Annotated in this window: 28 protein-coding genes; all 28 read left to right on the top strand. The window is 35.7% G+C overall.

The window, feature by feature from the left end; all coding sequences use genetic code 11:
- Window positions 1–67 precede the first annotated feature (67 nt).
- The 28 genes from cmk to DLJ74_RS09485 all read left to right on the top strand — a co-directional run bounded on the left by cmk (window position 68) and on the right by DLJ74_RS09485 (window position 24,890).
- Window positions 68–733: a (d)CMP kinase gene (cmk, locus tag DLJ74_RS09350; RefSeq protein WP_245902306.1), complete on the top strand. Its 666-nt coding sequence runs from the start codon at window positions 68–70 to the stop codon at window positions 731–733.
- A gap of 2 nt (window positions 734–735) precedes the next feature.
- Window positions 736–1,314, top strand: a complete 579-nt coding sequence (locus DLJ74_RS09355) for a lysophospholipid acyltransferase family protein (protein ID WP_109984251.1) — start codon at window positions 736–738, stop codon at window positions 1,312–1,314.
- 100 nt (window positions 1,315–1,414) lie between these two features.
- Window positions 1,415–2,557 (top strand): 30S ribosomal protein S1, encoded by a 1,143-nt coding sequence (gene rpsA / locus DLJ74_RS09360; protein ID WP_109984252.1) that lies wholly within the window; start codon window positions 1,415–1,417, stop codon window positions 2,555–2,557.
- 136 nt (window positions 2,558–2,693) lie between these two features.
- Window positions 2,694–3,287 (top strand): YphA family membrane protein, encoded by a 594-nt coding sequence (locus DLJ74_RS09365; RefSeq protein WP_109984253.1) that lies wholly within the window; start codon window positions 2,694–2,696, stop codon window positions 3,285–3,287.
- Window positions 3,288–3,417: 130 nt separating this feature from the next.
- The gene (gene der / locus DLJ74_RS09370) at window positions 3,418–4,728 is read left to right on the top strand and encodes a ribosome biogenesis GTPase Der (RefSeq protein WP_054859688.1); all 1,311 of its coding nucleotides are present in this window, start codon (window positions 3,418–3,420) and stop codon (window positions 4,726–4,728) included.
- Between the two features lie 12 nt (window positions 4,729–4,740).
- Window positions 4,741–5,781 carry an NAD(P)H-dependent glycerol-3-phosphate dehydrogenase gene (locus DLJ74_RS09375; RefSeq protein ID WP_109984254.1) on the top strand — a complete coding sequence of 347 codons (1,041 nt, stop codon included), beginning with the start codon at window positions 4,741–4,743 and terminating at the stop codon, window positions 5,779–5,781.
- Window positions 5,782–5,839: 58 nt separating this feature from the next.
- Window positions 5,840–6,100, top strand: coding sequence for a stage VI sporulation protein F (locus tag DLJ74_RS09380; RefSeq protein ID WP_054859356.1), 261 nt, complete (start codon window positions 5,840–5,842; stop codon window positions 6,098–6,100).
- A 256-nt stretch (window positions 6,101–6,356) separates the two neighbouring features.
- Window positions 6,357–6,560: a DUF2768 domain-containing protein gene (locus tag DLJ74_RS09385; protein ID WP_425454574.1), complete on the top strand. Its 204-nt coding sequence runs from the start codon at window positions 6,357–6,359 to the stop codon at window positions 6,558–6,560.
- Window positions 6,561–6,580: 20 nt separating this feature from the next.
- A complete protein-coding gene (locus tag DLJ74_RS09390; RefSeq protein WP_109984255.1) occupies window positions 6,581–7,297 on the top strand; it encodes a hypothetical protein in 717 nt (238 codons plus the stop codon).
- Between the two features lie 310 nt (window positions 7,298–7,607).
- Entirely contained in the window at window positions 7,608–9,086 is a 1,479-nt protein-coding gene (spoIVA, locus tag DLJ74_RS09395; protein ID WP_054859359.1) for a stage IV sporulation protein A, read from the top strand.
- Window positions 9,087–9,573: 487 nt separating this feature from the next.
- Entirely contained in the window at window positions 9,574–9,846 is a 273-nt protein-coding gene (locus DLJ74_RS09400) for an HU family DNA-binding protein (RefSeq protein ID WP_054787972.1), read from the top strand.
- 237 nt (window positions 9,847–10,083) lie between these two features.
- A complete protein-coding gene (locus DLJ74_RS09405; RefSeq protein ID WP_054859360.1) occupies window positions 10,084–10,845 on the top strand; it encodes a heptaprenyl diphosphate synthase component 1 in 762 nt (253 codons plus the stop codon).
- On the top strand, window positions 10,842–11,567 hold the full coding sequence (gene menG / locus DLJ74_RS09410) for a demethylmenaquinone methyltransferase (protein WP_109984256.1): 726 nt from the start codon (window positions 10,842–10,844) through the stop codon (window positions 11,565–11,567). The genes DLJ74_RS09405 and menG overlap by 4 nt, the downstream gene beginning before the upstream one ends.
- Window position 11,568: 1 nt before the next feature.
- Window positions 11,569–12,540: a heptaprenyl diphosphate synthase component II gene (gene hepT / locus DLJ74_RS09415; RefSeq protein WP_109984257.1), complete on the top strand. Its 972-nt coding sequence runs from the start codon at window positions 11,569–11,571 to the stop codon at window positions 12,538–12,540.
- 18 nt (window positions 12,541–12,558) lie between these two features.
- Window positions 12,559–13,005, top strand: coding sequence for a nucleoside-diphosphate kinase (gene ndk, locus DLJ74_RS09420; RefSeq protein ID WP_109984258.1), 447 nt, complete (start codon window positions 12,559–12,561; stop codon window positions 13,003–13,005).
- A gap of 32 nt (window positions 13,006–13,037) precedes the next feature.
- Window positions 13,038–13,808, top strand: a complete 771-nt coding sequence (locus DLJ74_RS09425) for a CheR family methyltransferase (RefSeq protein WP_109984259.1) — start codon at window positions 13,038–13,040, stop codon at window positions 13,806–13,808.
- A gap of 90 nt (window positions 13,809–13,898) precedes the next feature.
- Complete coding sequence (gene aroC / locus DLJ74_RS09430; protein ID WP_109984260.1) at window positions 13,899–15,065, top strand: chorismate synthase; 1,167 nt, start codon at window positions 13,899–13,901, stop codon at window positions 15,063–15,065.
- On the top strand, window positions 15,066–16,142 hold the full coding sequence (gene aroB / locus DLJ74_RS09435) for a 3-dehydroquinate synthase (protein ID WP_109984261.1): 1,077 nt from the start codon (window positions 15,066–15,068) through the stop codon (window positions 16,140–16,142). It abuts the gene before it with no gap.
- Between the two features lie 2 nt (window positions 16,143–16,144).
- Window positions 16,145–16,513: a chorismate mutase gene (gene aroH, locus DLJ74_RS09440; RefSeq protein ID WP_109984262.1), complete on the top strand. Its 369-nt coding sequence runs from the start codon at window positions 16,145–16,147 to the stop codon at window positions 16,511–16,513.
- 34 nt (window positions 16,514–16,547) lie between these two features.
- Window positions 16,548–17,636, top strand: coding sequence for a histidinol-phosphate transaminase (gene hisC, locus DLJ74_RS09445; protein ID WP_109984606.1), 1,089 nt, complete (start codon window positions 16,548–16,550; stop codon window positions 17,634–17,636).
- Window positions 17,637–17,651: 15 nt separating this feature from the next.
- Window positions 17,652–18,752 carry a prephenate dehydrogenase gene (locus tag DLJ74_RS09450; RefSeq protein ID WP_181397488.1) on the top strand — a complete coding sequence of 367 codons (1,101 nt, stop codon included), beginning with the start codon at window positions 17,652–17,654 and terminating at the stop codon, window positions 18,750–18,752.
- Window positions 18,753–18,761: 9 nt separating this feature from the next.
- Window positions 18,762–20,054 carry a 3-phosphoshikimate 1-carboxyvinyltransferase gene (aroA, locus tag DLJ74_RS09455; RefSeq protein ID WP_109984264.1) on the top strand — a complete coding sequence of 431 codons (1,293 nt, stop codon included), beginning with the start codon at window positions 18,762–18,764 and terminating at the stop codon, window positions 20,052–20,054.
- A gap of 212 nt (window positions 20,055–20,266) precedes the next feature.
- On the top strand, window positions 20,267–21,535 hold the full coding sequence (locus tag DLJ74_RS09460; protein ID WP_109984265.1) for a tetratricopeptide repeat protein: 1,269 nt from the start codon (window positions 20,267–20,269) through the stop codon (window positions 21,533–21,535).
- A gap of 20 nt (window positions 21,536–21,555) precedes the next feature.
- Window positions 21,556–22,122: a ReoY family proteolytic degradation factor gene (locus tag DLJ74_RS09465; RefSeq protein ID WP_054859368.1), complete on the top strand. Its 567-nt coding sequence runs from the start codon at window positions 21,556–21,558 to the stop codon at window positions 22,120–22,122.
- Between the two features lie 203 nt (window positions 22,123–22,325).
- A complete protein-coding gene (locus DLJ74_RS09470) occupies window positions 22,326–22,784 on the top strand; it encodes a DUF2487 family protein (RefSeq protein ID WP_109984266.1) in 459 nt (152 codons plus the stop codon).
- A 120-nt stretch (window positions 22,785–22,904) separates the two neighbouring features.
- On the top strand, window positions 22,905–23,408 hold the full coding sequence (locus DLJ74_RS09475) for a QcrA and Rieske domain-containing protein (RefSeq protein WP_054859369.1): 504 nt from the start codon (window positions 22,905–22,907) through the stop codon (window positions 23,406–23,408).
- 3 nt (window positions 23,409–23,411) lie between these two features.
- Window positions 23,412–24,086, top strand: coding sequence for a menaquinol-cytochrome c reductase cytochrome b subunit (qcrB, locus tag DLJ74_RS09480; protein WP_109984267.1), 675 nt, complete (start codon window positions 23,412–23,414; stop codon window positions 24,084–24,086).
- Between the two features lie 27 nt (window positions 24,087–24,113).
- Window positions 24,114–24,890, top strand: a complete 777-nt coding sequence (locus DLJ74_RS09485; protein WP_054859370.1) for a menaquinol-cytochrome c reductase cytochrome b/c subunit — start codon at window positions 24,114–24,116, stop codon at window positions 24,888–24,890.
- Window positions 24,891–24,925: the final 35 nt, after the last annotated feature.

Genomic DNA, 24,925 nt, shown 5'->3' on the forward strand with positions numbered 1-24,925 from the left:
AGGTGGTCCTAAGGATGATGACGGTTTACGCTCTGAAAAGAGAACCACAATGAAAGGGGCTTTTAGTGTGACAGAAAAAAAAATAGCTATTGCGATTGATGGTCCTGCAGCAGCTGGGAAAAGTACAGTAGCCAAAAAGGTCGCAGAAAAACTGCATTATGTATATATTGATACGGGTGCGATGTATCGCTCGTTAACATACAAGGTGCTCCAAGACAATATAGATATGAAGGATGAAAATGCTGTCCTTAATCTTCTAAAGAAAACAAACATTTTATTGGATCAACATTTTGATGTATACGTAAATAACGAAAAGATAACGGCGGAAATTAGAACATCAGATGTAACGGATCATGTGTCTCTTATAGCTTCTTATCCTTCAGTTAGAGAAGAAATGGTTACACGTCAGCAAAAGCTTGCAACAGATCGTGGGGTTGTCATGGATGGTCGAGACATTGGAACAAGAGTGCTACCTGATGCGGAAGTAAAGGTGTTTTTAATAGCAAGTGTGGAGGAAAGGGCAAAAAGAAGACATGAAGAAAATGTTACTAAACACCTCCCTAGTAATTTCGAACAGATTAAGTTAGATATCGAGAAGAGAGATCGAATGGATACTGAAAGAACCGCTTCACCTTTAAAGAAAGCAGATGATGCGATCGAAATTGACACAACCTCACTTAGCATTGAGGATGTAGTCAATAAAATTCTTTCATTAGTGCAAGAGGTGGAATAAATATGAGTTTCTATAAATTTGCTCGCTCTGTTGTTAAGCTATGGTTAAAATCAAAGTATAAAGTAATAACTGTAGGAACGGAACATATCCCTAAAACAGGTCCCGTAATTATTTGTTCCAACCATATTTCTAATTTTGACCCCCCAGTAGTTGGAATTACGTGTCCACGAGAAATTCATTTCATGGCAAAGGAAGAGCTATTTAATAATAAAATGCTTGCGTTTATTTTAAAGCATGTCCATGCATTTCCAATCAAAAGAGGGATGAAGGATAGAAATGCCCTTCGAAAGGGCTTAGAGGTCTTAAAGGATGGAAATGTGCTTGGCTTGTTTCCAGAGGGAACGAGAAGTAAGACAGGTGAATTAAAAAAAGGTTTAGCAGGAGCTGGGTTTTTTGCTCTTCGTTCTAAGGCAACCATTATTCCTTGTGCGATTATTGGTGATTATCGTGGTAAGGATCCACTAAAGGTTTCCTATGGTCCACCAATTGATATGGAGGGATTAAGAAGTGAAAAAGCTTCCGCACAAGAAGTAACAGATGTTATAATGGAACATATTAAAAAAATCAAAGAAAATTATTAACTTCAACATCGTTTTAACTTGACAAATTTGTCTAAATGTTAGAAGTTAGAAAAAAGCACATTTATGTTTTTTGTGTTGTAATTTGAAGGAGGTCTTTGTCATGGAAGAGATGAACCAAGAAAATTCCGAAATTAAAGAGCTTTCCATTGGTGACATTGTTAAGGGGAAAGTGGTTAAGGTAGAGGAGAAGCATATACTAGTAGATATCGGTCAAAAGGTGGAAGGAATTGTTCCTATTAGTGAACTATCTGCCTTGCGTATTGACACTGCAAGTGACGTGGTTAATGAGGGAGACGAACTAGAATTACAAGTAAAGAAAATAGAAGATGAAGAGATCGTTTTATCTAAAAAAGCGGTCATTGCTGAAAAGGCTTGGGAGGATTTACAAAAACAGTTCGACGAAAATCAAACACTTGAAGCAGTAGTGAAGGATGTCGTAAAAGGTGGTCTAGTGGTAGATGTGGGAGTAAGAGGCTTCATCCCTGCTTCCTTGGTAGAAACACACTATGTAGAAGACTTTTCAGATTACAAGGATAAACCACTTACATTAAAAATTGTCGAATTAGATAAAGAGCAAAATCGTATTATTCTTTCCCATCGAGCTGTAATAGAGCAAGAAGCACAACAGAAAAAGTCAGAATTGCTAGAGCAATTAGAAGAGGGTCAAGTGTTAGAAGGTACCGTTCAACGCATCACAGACTTCGGTGTGTTCGTAGATATAGGTGGAATTGATGGTTTAGTACATATTTCCCAATTATCACATACTCATGTCGACAAGGCTTCTGATGTTGTATCAGAAGGTGATACCATTCAAGTTAAAGTACTATCCGTGGATAAAGAGGAAGAAAGAATCTCATTATCCCATAAAGCTACACTTCCTGGCCCATGGGACAACATCGAAGACAAGATTGCAGTAAATGATGTGGTAGAAGGTACAGTTAAACGCTTAGTGAACTTTGGGGCATTTGTAGAAGTATTACCTGGTGTAGAAGGACTTGTTCATATTTCTCAAATTTCGAGAGAACATATTGGAACTCCAGGGGAAGTACTAGAAGTTGGTCAAAAAGTAAATGTGAAGGTGCTTGAAGTGAATGCTTCTGAAAAGCGTATTTCATTGAGTATAAAAGAACTAGAAGAGGAAAAACAAGACCAGGAGATCAAACAATATGAAGCTACAGAAGATCAATCAGGATTCCAGCTTGGAGACATGATTGGCGATAAGCTAGATAAGTATAAAAATTAGTGTTTTTAAGGGCTACTTCATTTAACAGATGAGTTGAATGTGGTAGCCCTTGTTTTTTGCTCCACTTTCTTTCATATAGTTTATCATCAGATGTATAAATAAAGCTGTCATGTCGATAATGATAAGGGTGATAGCTATGAACGAAAATCTATTTTTATGGGGTATTTGGTTGCTTTGGTGTTTAGTTACCTTTTTTATGGGGAAGTCGATCCAGCGGACTTATTATGGAATTGGTTTGCTTCTATTAAGCATATGTGTTCCTTATACACTTGAACTAAGTGGTATTTTATTTCCTATGTCCCTTATATTCCTTTTATTATACAGCTTTCTAGGTCTTGTGTTATTCCCGCTAAAGCTAAAAAAATATCTGCTTATCCTCTTATTTGCTTATCTTTATGTGATTTATTTCCTTTGGAGATTTACTAGCCCAATATTTGATGATAGCTGGTTTGTTACCTTAGCTATTGTGTTCTCTACTGTTGTATTCATGTTCGTTGAAAAACAATTTCAGTCGAAAATCTTAATGTGGTGTACAAGTCTAGCGATTGGTCACACACTTTATACATTTATTTGTTGGAGTTATTATTTACAATACAATATTAACTTTCAACACTTCTACAATATCTTTGTCGGAGTGATCGTCCTTTTTACGATACAACACTTTTGGAAAACATTTATGCATAAGGTGGATGTGCTACTTCAGGTGATTAAATCAAAAAAGGTAAGTTAATTCTTTTTAATAAACGATAATTATGTTATGTAAACTAAACTTCTATAAGCTTGTCTTTTTCCAATCGTTTATGGTAACTTTAATAGGTGATATGAAGATGGTGAAATTTATTGAGGAAGGATGTGCCTTCATGAGAAATTCAGTAGTTGCGATAGTAGGAAGGCCTAATGTTGGAAAATCGACGATATTTAACCGATTAGTAGGAGAAAGAATTTCAATTGTTGAGGATATACCTGGTGTTACAAGAGATCGAATTTATGCAAAGGCTGAATGGTTAAATAATAATTTTCGATTAATTGATACTGGTGGTATTGAAATAGGAGATGAACCATTACTGATACAGATGAGAGAGCAAGCAGAGGTTGCAATCCGTGAAGCAGATGTCATCATTTTTCTAGTAAATGGACGTGAAGGAATTACCGCAGCAGACGAAGAAGTGGCAAAACTGCTATTTAAATCAAGTAAACCAATTGTCCTAGCTGTTAATAAAATAGATAATCCTGAAATGCGTGAGCAAATATACGAGTTCTATTCTTTAGGATTTGGTGAGCCATATCCTATATCAGGAACTCATGGACTCGGTTTAGGTGATCTATTAGATCGAGTAGTAGATCTATTTCCTGAACATCTTAATGATGAAATTGAGGATGATGTTATTCATTTTAGCTTAATTGGGAGACCTAATGTAGGGAAATCCTCTTTAGTAAATGCATTGTTGAATGAAGAAAGGGTAATAGTAAGTGATATTGCAGGCACCACACGAGATGCGATTGACACATCTTTCACTAAGGAAGATCAGGATTTCGTCATTATCGACACTGCCGGGATGAGAAAAAGAGGAAAAATCTATGAAACTACAGAAAAATACAGTATTTTGAGAGCATTAAAAGCAATCGAGCGATCTGATGTCGTTTTGACTCTAATCGATGCAGAAACAGGTATAATTGAGCAGGACAAAAAAATTGCTGGCTATGCTCACGAAGCAGGTAAAGCAGTAGTTATTGTTGTAAATAAGTGGGACACGATCGAACAACATGATCATGCAATAAAGGAATTTGAAGAAAAAATTCGAGCACATTTTTCATTTCTTGATTATGCACCAATTGTTTTTCTTTCAGCAAAAACCAAAAAAAGAATTCATACATTAATACCAAAAATAATTCAGGCAAGTGAAAATCACACCAAAAGGGTGGAAACGAATGTATTAAATGATGTCATCATGGATGCTCTAGCTATAAATCCAACACCGACGAAACACGGGAAGCGTCTTAAAGTACTATACGCTACTCAAGTTGCTGTAAAACCTCCAACTTTCGTGGTATTTGTTAATGATCCTGAATTAATGCACTTTTCTTATGAAAGGTATTTGGAAAATAAAATAAGAGAAGCATTCGGTTTTGAAGGAACACCGATCAAGATTTATGCAAGAAGACGGAGTTAGGGGGAATTAAAGATGTCAAAAGTTGCTGTTTTAGGTGCAGGTAGTTGGGGAACAGCTTTAGCAATGGTTCTCCAAGATAACCATCATGATGTTCGGTTATGGACACATAAAGAAGAACAGAAAAAAATGATGATTGAAACTAAAAAAAATGAAAAATATTTACCAAACATTGTTTTGCCATCAGACTTAAAGATTGTAGATTCAATGGAAGAAGCAACTAAAGATGTAGATGCGGTTGTATTAGTAGTGCCAGCCAAAGCGATTAGAGAGACATGTAAAAAACTTCAGCCATATCTTCATGACAACCTTCTCGTTATTCATGGTTCGAAAGGGATTGAACCAATTTCACATAAGAGAATTTCTGAAATTATTGAAGAAGAATTAACGGGAACAAACTATTTGGATATTGTTGCATTGTCCGGCCCAAGTCATGCAGAAGAAGTGAGTTTAAAACATCCTACCACGGTAACAGCTGCCTCAACAAAGGAAGAGGCTGCTAGAATAGCCCAGGATCTCTTTATGAATCAATACTTTAGAGTGTATACAAGTAAGGATATTATTGGGGTTGAGTTAGGTGGGGCATTAAAAAATATTATTGCCTTAGGTGCAGGTATTTCCGATGGACTCGGCTATGGTGATAATGCGAAAGCAGCCCTAATTACGAGAGGACTTGCAGAGATCTCTAGAATTGCTACTGTATTAGGGGCAAACCCATTTACCTTTATTGGTTTATCAGGAGTAGGGGATCTAATTGTAACCTGCACGAGTGTACATAGTAGGAATTGGCGTGCAGGAAATTTATTAGGAAAAGGGAAAAAATTAAAGGAAGTTCTCCAGCATATGGGGATGACGGTCGAAGGTGTTAGAACAGCTGAGGCCACATACCAGTTAGCTGAAAAATGGGAAGTGGAGATGCCTATTACTTCGGGGATATATGAGGTGATTTTTCATGACAAGCACCCAAAGGATGTTGTTGACAAATTGATGCAAAGAAATAAAACAAATGAAATGGAAGACATCATCCGAATATGGTCCAATAGGTATTCTCATTAACTGTTTACACACTCCTTGCATACTATGGAATGGAAATCTATAGTTAGGAGGAGTGACATTGAGCGATTACAAACAAAAAATGTTTGATCAAATACAAAAAAAATCAAACATTCAGGCTGATGAAATTATGAAGGTAGCCCAATCTGTGCAAAATGCAGATTTTTCTGACGAAGCTACTGTTAGAAAGTTAATTCGCCGCCTTTCAAATATGGCAGGTAAACCTGTCTCAAAAGAAAAAGAAGATAAAATTGTCAAAGCCATTACGAACAATAATATGCCTGCAGATATGAATACACTGAGTAAATTATTTAAAAAGTGATCCTATGGGCACATGAGGATGCAATATCCAATTGCTTCGCATAGAATAAATCGCACAAGCATTCACTTTCAGGGTGAATAAGGGTATTAATTTAGTCATTGCCGAAGTAGATCTGCCCCTTCTACCTCGGTTTTTTTTATTAATCATTGTTTTTTGTTCATTGAAGAAAATTAAGGATGATGGAGTAATTGTGCTATAATATTTATGATCGATAGGATCTAAACGATTTGAATGCTTATACGAAGGAAAGGATGAAATGATATTGTCAGCTTCAATGATGATGATGTGGGTTTCTTTTGCTGGAATGTTTGCACTATTTTTGGCAATTGGGCTAATCTTACTAAGTAGATATAAATTGAAAGGGATTGTAGCAGGCATTGTAGCAACATTTGCTTATGCTTTTTTAATTATTGGCGGTTTAATTATCGCATTTGTTGTACTAAGAGGACCTACAGCATAAATGGAGGCGAAAGAGACAGAATGACACTAAGAAATAACTTTTTACTAATCTTATTACTATTAATGTTATCAGGCTGTATGTATCCACAAGAACAATTGAGCCAAAATGAACTCACAAACGATGCACAATTGAATATGGTTCAACAAGCTATTAATCAATATCAAGAGAGAAATGAAGGAAGACTCCCAATTATTACAAAAGATCAGGATACACCTATTTACCAAAAATATCTTATTGATTTTACCTTATTAAAACAACAAGGATTAATTCAATCCATCCCTGGATCTGCTTTCGAAAATGGTGGATTCTATCAATATGTTCTAATTGATGTAGAAACAGAGCCGACTGTAAAAGTCATCGATTTAAGAGTGACAGACCAATTAAGAGAAGTACAGCAAAAGCTTAATTTTTATCGGAATGAACATACATATCCACCATTTGGTGAAAAAGAAGGAGAAGGGGTCTATACCTTGAATTATGAGGCATTAAACCTAGACAAGCCTCCGCATATTGAAAGCCCTTATTCGGGGAATAATTTACCAATATTGATTAATACAGATGGTGAATTGATCATTGACTATCGATTAGATTTATATCCATTACTCGAAGAAACAGACCGTACTTTTCAACAGGATGAAGATATTCGATCACTTTTAACCGATCAATATCCTATTGTACCAGCATATTCTGCTCCATATTATGTAAAAAATAACGAACCTGTTTTTGCAATCCAATAAAATAAGAAACCGGACTTTATCAGAAAATGAGGTAGATAAAGTCCGGTTTTTCATTTCTTACATTTTTTACTTTTTATATCATTTTGTGCTTGAAGCATATTTCGGATTAATTAAAATAATATAGGACTAGATAGAAAAATAGGTACTATCTATCGTCTACTACTAATTTAGGACTTGTTTACAGACAATAGATAAAATTATTTTCCACTACTTATTATTTCTTAGCATATTTTAATAGGACAACATCATAAACTATAAATGTCAATTGCTCGAGTTATCATAAATGTTTAATAGATCGGGAGGGGATCACTTGGAAAGAGTAGATATCTTCAAGGATATTTCGAAGCGTACGAACGGTGATATTTATCTAGGTGTTGTAGGAGCAGTTAGAACAGGTAAGTCTACATTTATTAAAAAATTTATGGAAAAAACAGTATTACCTAATATTCCGAATGAAAGTGACCGATTAAGAGCACAGGATGAATTACCACAAAGCGCAGCAGGCAAAACGATTATGACAACAGAGCCGAAATTCATTCCAAATCAAGCAGTAACGCTACAAGTAGATGAAGGCTTAGAAGTAAACGTTCGACTAGTGGATTGTGTAGGCTACACCGTGAATGGGGCACAAGGTTTTGAGGATGAAAACGGTCCAAGAATGATTCATACACCATGGTATGAAGAGCCTATCCCATTCCATGATGCTGCTGAAATTGGAACGAGAAAAGTCATCCAAGAGCATTCTACTATGGGAATTGTAGTAACAACAGATGGAACAATTGGAGAAATCCCAAGAGAAGACTATGTGGATGCGGAAGCAAGAATTGTAGAAGAATTAAAAGAAGTAGGAAAACCGTTCATCATGGTTATTAATTCTGTTCAGCCATTTAATCAAGAGACTGAATTACTTAGACAAGAGTTAACAGAGAAATTTGATATTCCAGTACTAGCGATGAGTGTCGAGAGCATGACAGAACATGATATAAATAATGTTCTGCGAGAAGTATTATATGAATTCCCTGTGCTCGAGGTTAATGTGAATCTTCCTAGCTGGGTTTTAGTATTAGATGATAATCATTGGCTAAGACAAAACTATCAGGTTGCGATTGAAGAAACAGTAAAAGATATTAAAAGATTAAGAGATGTGGATCACGTTATCGGTTATTTTGATCAATTTGATTTCATTGATCAGGCTACATTAGCAGGAATTGAGATGGGAGAAGGGGTTGCAGATATTGATCTCCACGCTCCTAACGAATTATATGATCAGGTGTTAAAAGAGATTGTAGGTGAAGAGATAAGAGGGAAGGACCATTTATTACAGCTTATGCAGGAATTTACAAATGCCAAAAAAGAATACGATCAAGTCTCCGATGCTTTGAGAATGGTCAAGCAAACTGGATACGGAGTTGCTGCACCTGCTCTAACAGATATGGCATTGGAGGAGCCTGAGATCATTAGACAAGGGCCAAGATTCGGCGTTCGGTTAAAAGCTGTTGCTCCTTCTATCCATATGATTAAGGTGGATGTAGAGTCAGAATTTGCACCTATCATTGGTACGGAAAAACAAAGTGAGGAGCTGGTTAGATACCTAATGCAGGATTTTGAAGAAGATCCATTATCCATTTGGCAATCTGACATATTCGGACGTTCCTTAAGTTCTATCGTTAGAGAAGGAATTCAAGCAAAACTGTCTCTAATGCCTGAGAATGCAAGATTTAAACTAAAAGAAACATTGGAAAGAATAATTAATGAGGGCTCTGGTGGTCTGATAGCAATCATTTTATAACCAATAACGATTTTAAAAGCGATAATGCTACATGCGTTACGCTTTTTTATTTTTTGTGAAAAATTTGAAATAGGAAATGTTTTCATAGTTTAACCGTGATTCTCCATTTCCATCAAAATGTAAGAAAGAAGAGGTTCTTAGATGGAGTTTCCTCCTAATTTCGTTCATTTTTTAGTATAGAATCTCAAAAAATGTCTATACTGTTGATAAAATAGATAAATTGAATTTCCAAATCATAACAAATGCTGATATCATGGCATTTGAAAACACTTGCATCACTTTAGAACATGTGATACTATTCTTGTAAATTCAACAAAAATTCACTAGAAATAATTTTTTTCTAGTGAAAAACAAGATTAATTGTTGAATTATATTGGATTCTCAGTTATTATAAGCCTTGTCATCACATTCTGATGACAAAGCTATAAAGAATTCTGTGAAAATAATTTCCGAATTTTATAGCTTATTTTGGGAGGAGGTGAATATCATGAACAAAACAGATCTAATTAATGCAGTTGCTGAGAAAAGTGAGCTATCTAAAAAAGATGCTACAAAAGCTGTTGATGCGGTTTTTGAATCTATCATGGATTCACTTAAAGGTGGAGACAAAGTTCAATTAATTGGTTTTGGAAACTTTGAAGTGCGCGAACGTGCTGCTCGTAAAGGACGTAACCCGCAAACTGGAGAAGAAATCGAAATTCCAGCAAGTAAAGTTCCTGCTTTCAAACCAGGTAAAGCCCTAAAAGATATCGTAAAATAATAGATATTACATATGGGCAACTATAAAAAGGGTGCAAAATTGCACCCTTTTTTTTCACTATTTATAGTAGAAGGCTTAATAAAGCAAAGGGAATAACCGTTTGTTCCTTTTGTTTTATTAAGTCAGACTAAACGGGCATATTACGATTAGGAACGTTTTTACGAGAGAATAATGTAAAATTATGATATACTTATGATATGATAATAAAGGATTTTTCAAGAATTGCGGTGATTTCTCATGAGGCAGCATCCATTATTCGAGCATTATACGAATTTAATACATACTTCTACAAAAAATAAATACTTAAACAAGCATCTAGACAACGTTTTTGTTGAGACAGAAAAAATTCAAGCATTAGATTGTCTTATTAACAATAATGCGAACAAGGAGAATTTTATTCTGGCAACAATGCTTGTTCAAATTGCACTTAATACACATGATCAAATAGATAAGCAGATGGATGATCAAGATATTAAAGCCAAAAAAGAACAACAACTCACTGTGTTAGCAGGTGATTATTATTCAGGCATTTATTATCACATCCTTTCCCAATCCAGTGACATAAGCTTTATACGCCAGCTCGCCGAAGGTATTCATGAACTAACAAAACTTAAAACAACCGTTTTTTATCAAGCATACGATCGTACGGATCGCTTTTTGGCAGACTATTCTGCCTTAAACAGCATGATTATAAAATCTGTTGCAGCATATTTTAATCGAGAGACTCACTTTGATTTTGTTAGTAAATGGCTGCTTGCGATTAAATTAGAAAGAGAATATTCTAGGTTAGAGCAAGGGGACCAGACTTTTTTTCATCAATTGGTACAAGATAAACTACTAAAGCAAAACACAACAAAGCATTTACAGAATTTGCTTAAGCAGATGATTCATTATACCAAAAGAGAATTGAGTGACTATAAAAAATTATTACCAGAATATCTTCACCCTTTAACCACTTTTTCTGTTAATACCATTTTGGAAGAAGGATTATCGAAATGAAACCACAATCAAAAGAAGAAAAAGTACACCAAGTATTTGAAAAAATCTACGATAATTATGATCAAATGAATTCTATCATCTCCTTTCAGAAGCATAAAAAATGGCGTCAGGATGTTATGAGGAGAATGCAAGTTAATAAAGGAGAAAGGGCCTTAGATGTATGTTGTGGGACAGGTGATTGGACATTTGCCTTAGCGGAACAAGTAGGTAGATCAGGAGAAGTGATCGGCCTTGATTTTAGTAAAAATATGCTCTCTGTAGCCAAACAACGAAATCAAAAGGGAGAATTGCCACAGATAGACTTTGTTCATGGTAACGCAATGGATTTACCTTTTGAGGATAATTATTTTGACTATGTCACCATTGGCTTCGGATTAAGGAATGTACCAGATTATTTAAGGACGTTGGAAGAAATGTATCGCGTGGTGAAGCCTGGTGGAAAGGTGATTTGTCTAGAAACTTCTCAGCCAACCATCCCTGTATATAGACAGCTCTATTATTTCTATTTCAAAAATATCATGCCACTATTTGGAAAGGTTTTTGCCAAAAGTTATCAAGAGTATGTATGGTTACATGAATCAGCAAAAGACTTCCCGGGTAAAGAAGAATTAAAAAAATTATTCGAGAAAGCTGGTTTAAGTAATATTAAAATAAAAAGCTATACTGGTGGTGTAGCAGCAATGCACATGGGGGAAAAGATAGTAAATAGTAAAGGTGACTAGAATGAAGCTTGCTAAAAATTATGCGTTTTTAAGAAGAGACTTAAAGCAAATCGAATCAACATTAGAGGATACGATCTTCACAGATCAGCCAGTGTTACATGAAGCATCTACTCAATTATTAAGGGCTGGTGGAAAAAGACTTCGCCCTATTTTTGTTTTATTGGCAGCAATGTTTGGGAACTATAACCTTAGTAAAATAAAGAAAGTCGCAAGTGCTGTGGAGCTAATACATATGGCGTCATTAGTTCATGACGATGTGATAGATGACTCAGATACGCGAAGGGGAAAACCTACCGTGAAGTCACATTGGGATAATCAAATTGCTATGCTAACCGGTGATTTCATCTTCGCAAAGGCACTACAGCAATTCACAGATATTGAATACCCGAGGGCACATCAGATATTGTCTAAAACAATGGTTGAATTAACCATTGGGGAAATTGAACAAATAAGAGATAAGTTTAATTATGAGCAGAATTTCCGCTCCTATCTTCGGCGGATTAGGAGAAAGACGGCATTGCTCATATCCTCTAGTTGCCAATTAGGAGCAGTTGTAGCCGAAACTTCTAGTGAAACAGAAAAAGCATTATATAATTATGGTTATTATATGGGAATGTCTTATCAAATTATTGATGATATTCTTGACTTCACAGCAACAGAAAAAGAGCTCGGGAAACCATCTGGAAGTGATTTACTACAAGGAAATATCACTCTTCCCGTATTATATGCGATGGAAAATCCACAAATAAAGGCTTCTATTATCAATCTATTTGCAAATAAAGAGCAAATGAACCAGGTAGAACTAAAACGAGTGGTAGAGGCAATTGCAAAATCTGGTGCTATAGAAAAAGCAAGAAGAGTAAGTAATACATATTTAAAGAAAGCTTATCACTCGTTAAAAAAATTACCAAATAATCAATCCAAAAGTGCTCTTGAAAATATTGCAAACTTCATAGGTAATAGAAAAATCTAACTATTCGAGGTGAATCAAATGGAAAGAACATTTTTGATGGTAAAACCAGACGGTGTACAACGCAACTTAATTGGAGATATTGTGTCACGATTTGAGCAGAAAGGCTTCAAGATAGTCGGGGCTAAATTAATGACTATTTCAAAATCACTAGCTCAAAAACATTATGCTGAGCATGAAGGAAAGCCGTTTTTTGATCAACTAGTTGAATTCATTACTTCCGGTCCTGTATTCGCTATGGTATGGGAAGGCGAAAAGGTTATCTCTACAGCAAGAAAAATGATGGGAAAAACGAATCCATCGACAGCTGAAGTAGGGACGATTAGAGGAGATTATGGAATGGTTACACATCGAAATATCATTCATGGATCTGATTCCGAAGAGAGTGCAGAGAGAGAAATTTCACTATTTTTTAATAAGGAAGAACTAATCGAATACTCAAAAGACGTTGATAATTGGCTTAGATAACCACTTGTTTACAATACTAAGGGAGAAGAGAAATGGAAGAATACCAAGCGTTCATTCAAAAGGTTCATAGTAAAACGGGCCTTGATCTAAGCTTGTATAAAGAAGCACAAATGAAGAGAAGATTAACTTCACTAAGGAATAAACGGGGATTCCGAACGTTCGATCACTATTTTGATGCCATTAATAAAGACCAGACATTATTACAAGAATTCTTGGATAAAGTGACTATTAATGTATCAGAATTTTATCGAAATCCTAGTAGATGGAGCGTTTTAGAAAAGGAAATCTTACCGAAGTTAAAAGCAAAGAAAGACAAAATAAAAATTTGGAGTGCAGCATGTTCTACAGGAGAAGAACCATATACATTAGCAATAATTGCAAGCAAATTCTGGCAAACCACCGAAGTGGATATTTTAGCAACAGATATTGATGATAATGTAATTGCTAGGGCGAAGCAAGGTATCTATAATGAGCGTGCTGTACAGGATGTGCCAGAAGAAATGAAGAAAAGGCACTTTATACAGCAAGGAAATACTTACAAAGTAAAGGAATATATTAAGCAATGTATTACCTATAAAAAACATAATTTACTAGCAGACAAATATCCAACTAATATGGATTTAATAGTATGTCGAAATGTGCTCATTTATTTCACAGAGGAAGCAAAAAATTCTATTTATCATCATTTTAGTAAGTCCTTAGCAGATGATGGTGTGTTTTTTGTCGGTAGCACGGAACAAATTTTTCGTCCGGAAAAATTTGATCTGCGTGTCATGGATACTTTTTTTTATACAAGAAAGTAGTTTATTTTCATACTTTGTGAAATTCATTTACTTACAAATAAAAAAAATATGATATAGTAATACAAAATGAATCTACTGGGGGGACTTTTTATGCGCTACTTAACTGCAGGTGAATCACATGGTAAGCAGCAAACCACGATAGTTGAAGGCTTACCAGCTCAAATGCCAATCACAAAAGAAGATATTAATGAATCCTTATTACGTCGTCAAAAAGGGCATGGTCGAGGAAAAAGGATGCAAATAGAAAAAGATTTAGTGGATATCGTCGGTGGAGTTAGACATGGATATACGCTAGGATCACCCATTGCGCTTGTTGTACATAACGATGATTTCAAGCACTGGGTTGATGTAATGGGAGAAGATCCGGTACCAGAAGAACAAAATATCCGGAGAGTTGTAACAAGACCAAGACCTGGTCATGCCGACTTAAATGGTGCGTTAAAATATGGTCATCGGGACATGCGAAATATTTTAGAGCGTTCCTCCGCAAGAGAAACCACTGCTCGTGTTGCAGCAGGTGCTGTTGCCAAGACATTGCTAAAGCATTTAGACATCCATATTATCGGATATGTAAAAGAAATTGCAGCAATAAAAGCAGAGGAAAAACCTAATTTAAGTATTCAAGAAAGAATCAATATATCAGAGGCATCTCCTGTACGCTCTTTAGACGATGCTGCTGGTAAAAAAATGATGGATGCCATTGACCAAGCGAAAAAAGACGGAGATTCCATAGGCGGTGTTTGTGAAGTTTACGTGGAAGGAATGCCTGCTGGTATTGGTTCCTATGTTCACTATGACCGCAAGCTTGATGGGCGTATTGCAGGAGCCGTTCAAAGTATCAATGCATTTAAAGGAGTAGAGTTTGGTATTGGATTTGAAGCAGCGCGAAAAAATGGTAGTGAAGTGCATGACGAGATCGCATGGACAAAAGAACAAGGATATTACCGAAAAACGAATCGATTAGGTGGTTTTGAAGGTGGCATGACAACAGGAATGCCTATTGTAGTAAAAGGTGTTATGAAACCAATTCCTACCCTTTACAAACCATTACAAAGTATAGATATCGAATCAAAAGAACCATTTAGTGCAAGTATCGAACGTTCAGATTCTTGTGCGGTGCCTGCAGCTGCTGTGGTAATGGAGCATGTAGTTGCCTTTGAAATAGCCAAAGCAATTTTAGAACAGTTTCCCAATGATCAATTTCCAAAACTTAAAGAAGCGATTGATCAATATCGTGAGGAAATTAGGTGTTTCTAAATGCATAAACAAACGATTCAAACAAGTACGAATAAATATGATGTGATAATCGGTGAAGGGTTATTAACAAATATTGCTGAATATTTTCCTAAACGATACACAAATATATTAATCATTACAGATAGCGCGGTAAGGTCATTATATGCCGAAACGATTCAAACAGGACTAAAGTCACACTGTGATAATATCGGTATAGCCACTGTCCCAGCTGGTGAAGCATCGAAAAGTATCGATTATTATTATCAGCTTTTAACAGAAGCAGTCGATCATCATCTTGATCGGAAATCATTAATCATTGCACTTGGTGGTGGAATGATTGGCGATCTTGCTGGGTTCGTTGCTGCAACCTATATGCGTGGTATTGATTTCATTCAAGTTCCAACAACAATCTTAGCACATGATAGTAGTGTCGGTGGTAAGGTAGCTATTAATCATCCGAAAGGAAAAAACCTAATCGGAAATTTTTATCCACCTGTGGCAGTTATTTATGATGTCAAGACATTAACTAGCTTGCCTGCTAAAGAAATTCGATCTGGTTATGCAGAAATTGTTAAGCATGGATTTATTAGTCGAAAAGCGTTCTTAGATCAAATCATGAAGACTAATTTACGTAACACATTGGACCCATACGATTTAGTCGATCAATTACAAAAAGGAATTGCAGTAAAAGCAAGGATTGTAGAACAAGATGAGAAGGAAAATGATATTCGGAAATTTCTGAATTTTGGGCATACTCTTGGACATGCGATCGAGGCTGAATTAGGTTACGGTAACATTACACACGGAGAAGCTGTTGCCATTGGTATGTTATTTGCTATACGTGTAAGTGAACAAATATTCCAAGTAGAGTTACCTTATGATAGTCTACTTCAATGGTTGAAGGAAAATAATTATCCATTAACGATTTCGTCTTTAAACATCGAACACGTAATAGATCGCATGAAACTTGACAAGAAATCAGAGAATGCGATAGTGCAAATGGTGCTTTTAGAAAAAATTGGGCAACCAAAGATTGTAAATTTGGAAGACCAAGTGCTTAAGAAACATCTTGAAATTTTTATCAGAGAGTTGGGTTAACATTGATCAGAGGGATACGAGGGGCCACTACTGTTCAAGCTAATCAGGCAGAAGAAATAATTAAAGAAACAAAGAAAATGGTTGAAAAAATGGTAGAAGTAAATCAGGTTAAACCAGAGGACATCGCGTCAGTACTTATATCTGTAACTCCTGATTTAAATGCTACCTTTCCAGCAAAGGCGCTTCGTTTAATAGATGGTTGGAAGTATGTACCAGTTATGTGTATGCCTGAAATAAATGTTCCAGGGAGTCTTGCACAGTGTATTCGTGTTATGATGACAGTAAACACTTCATTGAATCAAGAAGAAGTAGAGCACATCTATCTAAATGAGGCAATTAAATTAAGACCAGATTTATTAGGAAAGGATTAGTACAATGAGAAATCGCGAAAATGATGAAATGCGTATTCAGGCGAAACAAGTTTTTCAAAGTATGTCTCCATACACTCCTGGAAAACAGATTGAAGATGTAAAAAAAGAATATGGCTTAAACCAAATTGTAAAATTAGCTTCGAACGAAAATCCATTCGGCTACTCATCAAAAGTAAAAAAAGCCATTCCTCAAATGCTAGATCACTTAGAAATTTATCCAGACGGATATGCAAAGCAATTACGTGATGGATTGGCATCTAAGTTAGAAATTAACGAGGAGCAGTTAACGTTTGGTTGTGGATCAGATGAGATTGTTGATATTATCTGTCGTTCTTATCTGGAAAAAGGGACAAATACCATTATGGCTACGCCTACGTTTCCTCAGTATAAGCATAATGCTTTAATACAAGGAGCGGAGATTATTGAAGTACCATTAATCAATGGTTATCATGATCTTCCAGCAATGCTTGATGCAATCAATCAACAAACAAAAGTTATCTGGCTGTGTTCGCCTAATAATCCAACAGGATCCTTAATTCCAAAGGATGAGCTAATTAACTTTTTAGATAATTGTCCATCCAATATTATCGTTGTTCTTGACGAGGCGTATTATGAATATATTGAAAGATCAAAAAAACCAGATAGTATTTCATTGGTTCAAAAATACGCTAACTTAGTTGTATTACGAACTTTTTCAAAGGCATATGGTCTAGCAAACCTGCGGGTAGGTTATAGTATTGCATCAGAGGAAATTACGACGATTCTTAACATAACCCGAGGTCCCTTTAATACGACAAGCATCTCCCAATTATCAGCTTTAATGGCATTAGAAGATGAGGACTTTCTTGAAGAAACATATAAACGAAATATTGAAAATAAAGTCGCATTCATGGAGTTTTGTAATGAAGTTGGATTAGATTATTATGATTCAGAGGCAAATTTTTTATTTGTCAAACTACCAACTAGTGGAGACCAATTATTTGAATTCTTATTAACCAAAGGCTTTATTGTCCGTTCTGGCGAGGCACTAGGGCATCCAAATGGAGTTCGAATCACTATAGGCTCTAAAGAGAACATGGAAGTATTACAGCAACGAATCAAAGAATTTTTAGCAAATGTTTAAAAAGGAGAATAAATCGTGAAACAAACGGTTTTAATAGCGGGCCTCGGTCTTATCGGAGGCTCGCTTGCTTTAAGTATAAAAGAGATAAAGGGAATAAGGTTGATCGGTTATGATGCAGATCGACATGCCCTAGAATATAGCAAAATGAATGGTATTGTCGATGATATCTATTATCAATTCGATAAGGCGGTATTAGAAGCAGATATTTGTATTTTTGCTACACCTGTTTCCAAAACGGTTGACTTAATTCATCAATTAAACGAATTGACTTTAGAGAAAGAGTTGCTTCTTTCAGATGTTGGTTCAGTAAAATCCTTAATTATGAATACTGCAGAAAAGATTACTTCAGATAAGGTAACCTTTATTGGTGGTCATCCAATGGCTGGGTCTCATAAAAGGGGCATCCAATCAGCAAAAGCTCATTTGTTTGAAAATGCGATTTATGTGTTAACTCCAACAAAAAAGAGTACTGCTGAGGATATGGAAAAATTGAAGGCTCTCTTAACACCTACGAAGGCCAAATTTTTGATCCTTGATGCAAAAGAGCATGATGAAATGACTAGTGTTATCTCCCATTTTCCACACTTAGTTGCTTCCTCTCTTGTTCATCAGGCAAGAGAGTGGCAAAAAATCCATCCATATATTCCGAAGCTAGCAGCAGGAGGATTTCGTGATATCACAAGAATTGCCTCCAGTAATCCAAGTATGTGGAAGGATATCTTTTTTCAGAATCGTGATAAGATGAGTCGTCTTCTAGCAGATTGGATAGAAGAAATGAAGAAGCTCAAGGATTTAATTGATTCTGGTGAAAAAACACAAATTCAAACATATCTAGAACAGGCTAAGGACTATCGAGACGGATTAGATAGTAAGAAAAAAGGTGCAATCTTATCATATTATGACTTATATGTAGATATATTTGATCAGCCAGGTGCACTTTTGAAGGTTGTCCATTTATTAGCAGAGCATGATATTAGTATTAATAATATTGAAATTCTAGAAATTCGTGAAGGAATAACAGGAGTTCTACGATTAAGTTTCCAAAATAAGAATGATCAGCAAATAAGTCAAGCAATCTTGAGTAAAAATAACTATGAAACAATGATAGAGGAATAGGAGAGATCGATGTTGTCTAAAAAAGTTTTATCATTTAAAGATAGAAGTCTAAAAGGGAATATTTCTGTTCCTGGAGACAAATCTATTTCCCATCGTGCCGTCATGTTTGGATCACTCGCAAAAGGGGAAACACGTATTACTAATTTTTTGGCGGGAGAGGATTGCTTATCTACCATTGCTGCATTTCAGGCAATGGGCGTCGATATAGTAAGAAACAATGATTCCGTACAAATCCAATCACAAGGAATCAAAGGATTAAAGGAACCAGCAGAACCAATAAATCTTGGTAATTCTGGAACAACAGCAAGATTATTAATGGGAATCTTAGCAGGTTTACCTTATCACTTCACCTTATACGGGGATGCTTCTTTATCTAAAAGACCAATGGATCGCATTACAAACCCTTTAAAACAGATGGGTGCAAAAATTGACGGTAGGGAAAATGGTAGACTTTTGCCCATCTCGATTCGTGGTGGTAATTTAAATCCCATCCATTATCATACACCGATGAAAAGTGCACAGGTTAAATCAGGTGTACTTTTAGCAGGCTTACTGACAGATGGAACAACAGTGGTAACAGAGGACACGAAGACCCGTGATCATACAGAAAATATGTTAAAAGCATTTGGTGCAAAGCTTAATGTTAATGGTACAGAAGTAACGGTTGAAGGGAATAAACCCTTAACAGCTTGTGATATAGAGGTGCCTGGAGATATCTCTTCTGCAGCATTTTTCTTAGTTGCAGCCGCAGTTACAGCTGGTAGTGAAGTGAAGATCACAAATGTAGGGCTAAATCAAACACGAACAGGAATTATCGATGTACTCCAATTAATGGATGTAGATATTACGGTCAAAGAAGATCGAATCGTAGGGGGAGAGCCTATAGGTGATATTGTCGTAAAATCATCTAAACCAAAAGCCGCAGTCATCGAAGGTGACATTATCCCACGAATCATTGATGAGATACCAATTATTGCCTTACTTGCTACCCAAGCGGAAGGTAAGACGGTTATTAAGGACGCAAAGGAATTACGTTTTAAAGAAACAGATCGAATCGAGTCTGTTGTGAGCACACTTAAAGCATTAGGGGCAGAGATTGAAGCAACTGAAGACGGGATGATTATAACCGGTGGGACGAAGCTTCATGGTGGAGTGACAAATTCATATGGTGATCATCGCATAGGTATGATGATAGCTATTGCTTCCTTACTTATAGAGGAAGAAGTTGAACTCATTGATGATAAATGTATAGCTGTTTCTTATCCTGGCTTTTTTGAGGATTTAGACAAGTTATCCCATTAGAAAAAGGATATAAGGACCACCTCAAAAACTTTCTGTATGATCATGTACTCTTACTAGGATACTATCCAAAAGCCAAGCATTGTTGTTGGCTTTTTTCTTATGTAATTTTAGTTTTTTTCATCCATCACAAAATTTCGTTTAGTTGCTTCCAAACATTTTTTCCGCTAATATGAACATAAGTAGAGCCTGTTAAAAAAGAAAGGTTGAAGCATGTGAATCCATTAAACCAAGCAATAGAACTCATTCATAATGGCGAAATGAATGAAGCATTCAAGCTATTGCAACAAGAGGCTGAGAATTCAGATACAGACGGCAAATTAGATATAGCGGAGATCTATAGTGAGTTGGGAATGCAGGAGGAAGCAGCTCACTTATTAGAAGAAGTTATTCAGATAGAGCCTTACAATAATGAGGCAAAATTAATGTTGGCCGAAATATTTATTAATGATAATAATGATGAAAAGGCAATAATGTTATTAAATGAAATAGACGAACAAAGTGAGTCATTCTTACAGGCTTTAGTTTTATTAGCAGATCTATATCAGACCCAAGGACTATTTGAAGTAGCTGAATCCAAATTGTTAGAAGCAAAGAGAAGGGCGCCAGATGAGCCAATTATTGATTTAGCACTTGCGGAATTATTATTTTCAATTGGATCCTATCACAAAGCTATCATATATTATGAAAAAATTTCCAAGACAACAGAAGAAATGGGTGGCGTTAATCTTCAGGCAAGACTTGCGGAATCTTTTGCCTTAAATGGACAATTTGAGGAGGCATTACGTCATTTTCAAGCATTAGAAATAGAGGACCCTGATCAACTCTTTCGATATGGTTTTCTTGCCTTTCAAGCAGAACGATTTGAGATAGCGATTCAGGCATGGGAGAGGCTATTAGATTTGGATAGTGAATATCCTTCAGTATACCCATATTTATCAGAGGCATATGAAGAGGAAGGATTATTAGAAGAAGCATATAATATTGTGTCAAAGGGATTAGAAATTGATCCATACAATAAGGAAATTTGGTTTATCGCTGGAAAAATAGCGAATAAGTTGGGAAATAGAGAAGAGTCCTATCAATATATGGAAGAGGCCTTAAAAATTGATCCAGAATATCAAGAGGCACTATTATTTTTGTTAGAGGCATTTAAAAAAGAAGAAAATTACCAAAAGCTAATCAACGTGCTGACAACAATCGTAGATATCGATCATTTAGATGGTGTTTTTCAATGGGAATTAGCCAAATCATATAATGAAGAAGAACAATATAAAGAGGCATTATTTACTTACCAAAAAGCATACACTAAAATGAACAGTGATACTGATTTCTTAAGAGATTATGGCTATTTCTTAGTAGAAGAGGGGAGGATTTCAGAAGCAATTAGTATTTTCAAGCAATATATGAAATGGGAACCTGCTGATTTTGAAATTCAGCAATATATAGAACGGCTAATGAATCAAAATGATACTCTCTCATAAAAACGGAGGGGAATAGCAAATTGGAAACATCAGTAAGTGTAGAAGATAAAAAAACATTTATTCAATGGTTTCTTGGCCATTACCAACTAAAAAAGAGAGAAAGTGTGTGGATTTTAAATTATTTATTAAACCACTCACAAGTTCTAGAACAGGTTCATTTTGTTTTAGAAGCCAGATTTTGCCCAAGGGCAATGATTATTTCAACACATTGTTCGAAAGAAATCGCATTCCGCTTTTATAAAAAGCATATTGTCACAACCGATGCAGATAAGTCCTTTCATGATATTCGATTACACAATGACGAACCAATTTACATTCAATTAAATTTTAAAGGTGCGCAACAAAGTGTCCAATACATGAATGTTTTGGAGGATAATCCTTTTATTCCTGATGACTATTTTTTATCAAGTCATGACAAAAAGGAGATGGATCTGTGGCTTGATTATTCTCTATATAAATTTAGAAAAGCCAAAATCGAACAAAAAATTAATGAAGCACTAGATCAAAAAAATGAAGAAATGTTTTTAAATTATACAGAAATTTTAAAAAAGCTGGATAATTTGTCAGATTATAGGTATAATGATTAATGAATAGGAACTGTTTATACACAGATTCTCTTATTGATCGAATTTCATTTTGAGAAAGTAGATGGAATTCGTTTTTTTCTTGCATTTTAAAAGATCGTTACTAGCTTTTCCTTCACTAATTGAATGGTTATAAGGTAATAGATATGAATAGAAGTATATTAAAAGAATATATATGGCGATCTAGTGGGGGGGAGGAAATCTTCATGAAATGGGACAAGGATGATTTAAAGGTCTATTATAAATCAAAGGAATATGTAGATACTGTCTGTATTCCGTTAGCTCCAATTTCTTACGAGAAGGAAGAAGAAGCTGTGAAGCTGTCCAATCAATATCAATCCTTACAATTGTTATCAACTGAATTAGAAAGAAATTATGTTGGTAGGATGATGTTAAGTCCATTGTATACATATAAGAAAGATAAAAATATGGAAATGGAAATCAAAAGAATGAATCAATGGATTCATGATTTTCAAGCAGATTTTAAGCATGTCTTTTTATTAACCTTTGATGTGAATTGGAGAAAGCAAGAAAAAGATCTTGATGGTCAGTTAATTTGGCTTCCTGGGACGTCGATTGAAGCACAGCCAACAGAGTTAACAAAGAAATGGATACAGGAACAAATAAGCCAAATTAGTGAATTGATTCAATCGTATTGGGACTAGAATGAAATTAAAAGGAGATTTTATTGACCATCTTAAAAGTTTGCGCTATCATAGTAATGTCCTAGTATAATAAGAGATTATAATCCATGAAGTCGGAATATGTGTAGAGGGGGGTAAATGATGTCGGAGAAAAAACAACAAGTGTCCCGTCGCCAATTTTTAAATTATACATTAACAGGTGTTGGGGGATTTATGGCCGCAAGCATGCTCGCACCAATGGTTCGTTTTGCAATTGATCCCGTTTTAAAAGCATCAAGTGCTAGTGAAATGCATGCTGTTGTTGAAGTTTCTGAAATTACAAAGGAACCACAAAGATTTGATTGGACAGTGGAACAAGTTGATGCTTGGTATACGTCCGATGTAACCCATAGTGCATGGGTTTACAAAAATGAAAAAGATGAAATAATTCCATTATCACCTGTATGTAAGCACTTAGGTTGTCAGGTGAACTGGGCTACAAATGAACCAGACGAATTTTATTGTCCTTGTCATGGTGGGCGTTATTATAAAAGTGGAGAAAACGTTCCAAATACACCACCAAATGCTCCTTTAGATTTATATGAATTTGAAGTGAGAGATGGCACTTTATTTCTTGGACAACCCGTACCAAGACAGGAGGTTTAATGAATGCTACAAAAGGTTTATGATTGGATTGATGAGCGTGTAGATATTACACCACTTTGGCGTGATATTGCAGATCATGAAGTGCCAGAGCATGTCAACCCTGCACACCATTTTTCTGCTTTTGTTTATTGCTTTGGTGGATTAACTTTTTTTGTAACGGTTATCCAAATTCTATCAGGTATGTTTTTAACGATGTACTATGTTCCTGATATTGAAAATGCTTGGCGTTCTGTTTATTATCTACAAACAGAGGTAGCTCATGGACAGATTGTAAGAGGGATGCATCATTGGGGTGCCAGTGTTGTTATAGTCATGCTATTTTTACATACTTTACGTGTATTTTTCCAAGGTGCTTACAAAAAACCACGTGAGCTTAACTGGATGGTAGGTGTGCTTATTTTCTTTGTTATGCTTGCACTTGGATTAACCGGATACCTATTGCCGTGGGATAACAAAGCATATTTTGCTACAGTAGTAACTTTACAAATTGCAGAACAAGTTCCACTGATCGGTGAATTTGCTAAAACATTGTTAAATGGAGATCCTTCTATCGTAGGTGCACAGACATTAGCCAGATTCTTTGCGATCCATGTCTTTTTCTTACCTGCCGCATTGTTTGTTTTAATGGCTGTTCACTTCATTATGATTCGTAAACAAGGGATTTCTGGTCCGCTATAAAATTAACGTTGTAAAGGAGGGATTTCAGTGAAGAGAGGAAAGGGAATGAAGTTTGTCGGGGATTCTCGAATTCCTGCTGAAAAGCAAAAATTTATTCCAAAAGATTATTCTGAATATCCTGGTAGAACAGAAGCATTTTGGCCTAACTTTCTATTGAAAGAATGGTTAGTAGGTGCGGTATTTCTTGTTGGCTTTTTATGTTTAACCGTTGCCCATCCTGCACCACTGGAGAAGATTGCTGATCCAACGGATGCTTCTTACATACCATTGCCAGACTGGTATTTCTTATTTCTATATCAATTACTAAAATATGAGTTTGCAAGCGGACCATATTTTGTATTAGGAGCACTTATCATACCTGGTCTTGCATTTGGTGGTTTATTTTTAGCTCCTTTCTTAGATAAAGGAAAAGAGAGACGACCACATAAACGACCAATTACTACATCACTAATGATTTTAGGTTTTGTTGCTGTATTTTGGTTAACTTACGAAGCTGCTGCTCATGTTGATTGGGAGGCAAAAGCTGAAAATAATAAACCGGAACTACCTAGTGAAGTGGAAATTGACACTTCAGACCCTGGCTATGCAGTTTTTGAAAAAAGCTGTATGCAGTGTCATGGAGGGGAATTAGAAGGTGGAGCGGCTGCACCAACCCTTATTGGAATCGATTATAGTGTTGATGAGATCAAGGATATTGCAGTGAATGGTATTGGTAGCATGCCAGCAAACCAATTCCAGGGCTCTGATGAAGAATTACAACAATTAGCAGAATTTATCGTATCTGTAAACGAAGAACAAGAGTAGTCTTAACCCTCGTCTGTTTGTAGGCGAGGGTTTTT

This window comes from Gracilibacillus dipsosauri, assembly GCF_003176895.1.
GTDB classification, from domain to species: domain Bacteria; phylum Bacillota; class Bacilli; order Bacillales; family Amphibacillaceae; genus Gracilibacillus; species Gracilibacillus dipsosauri.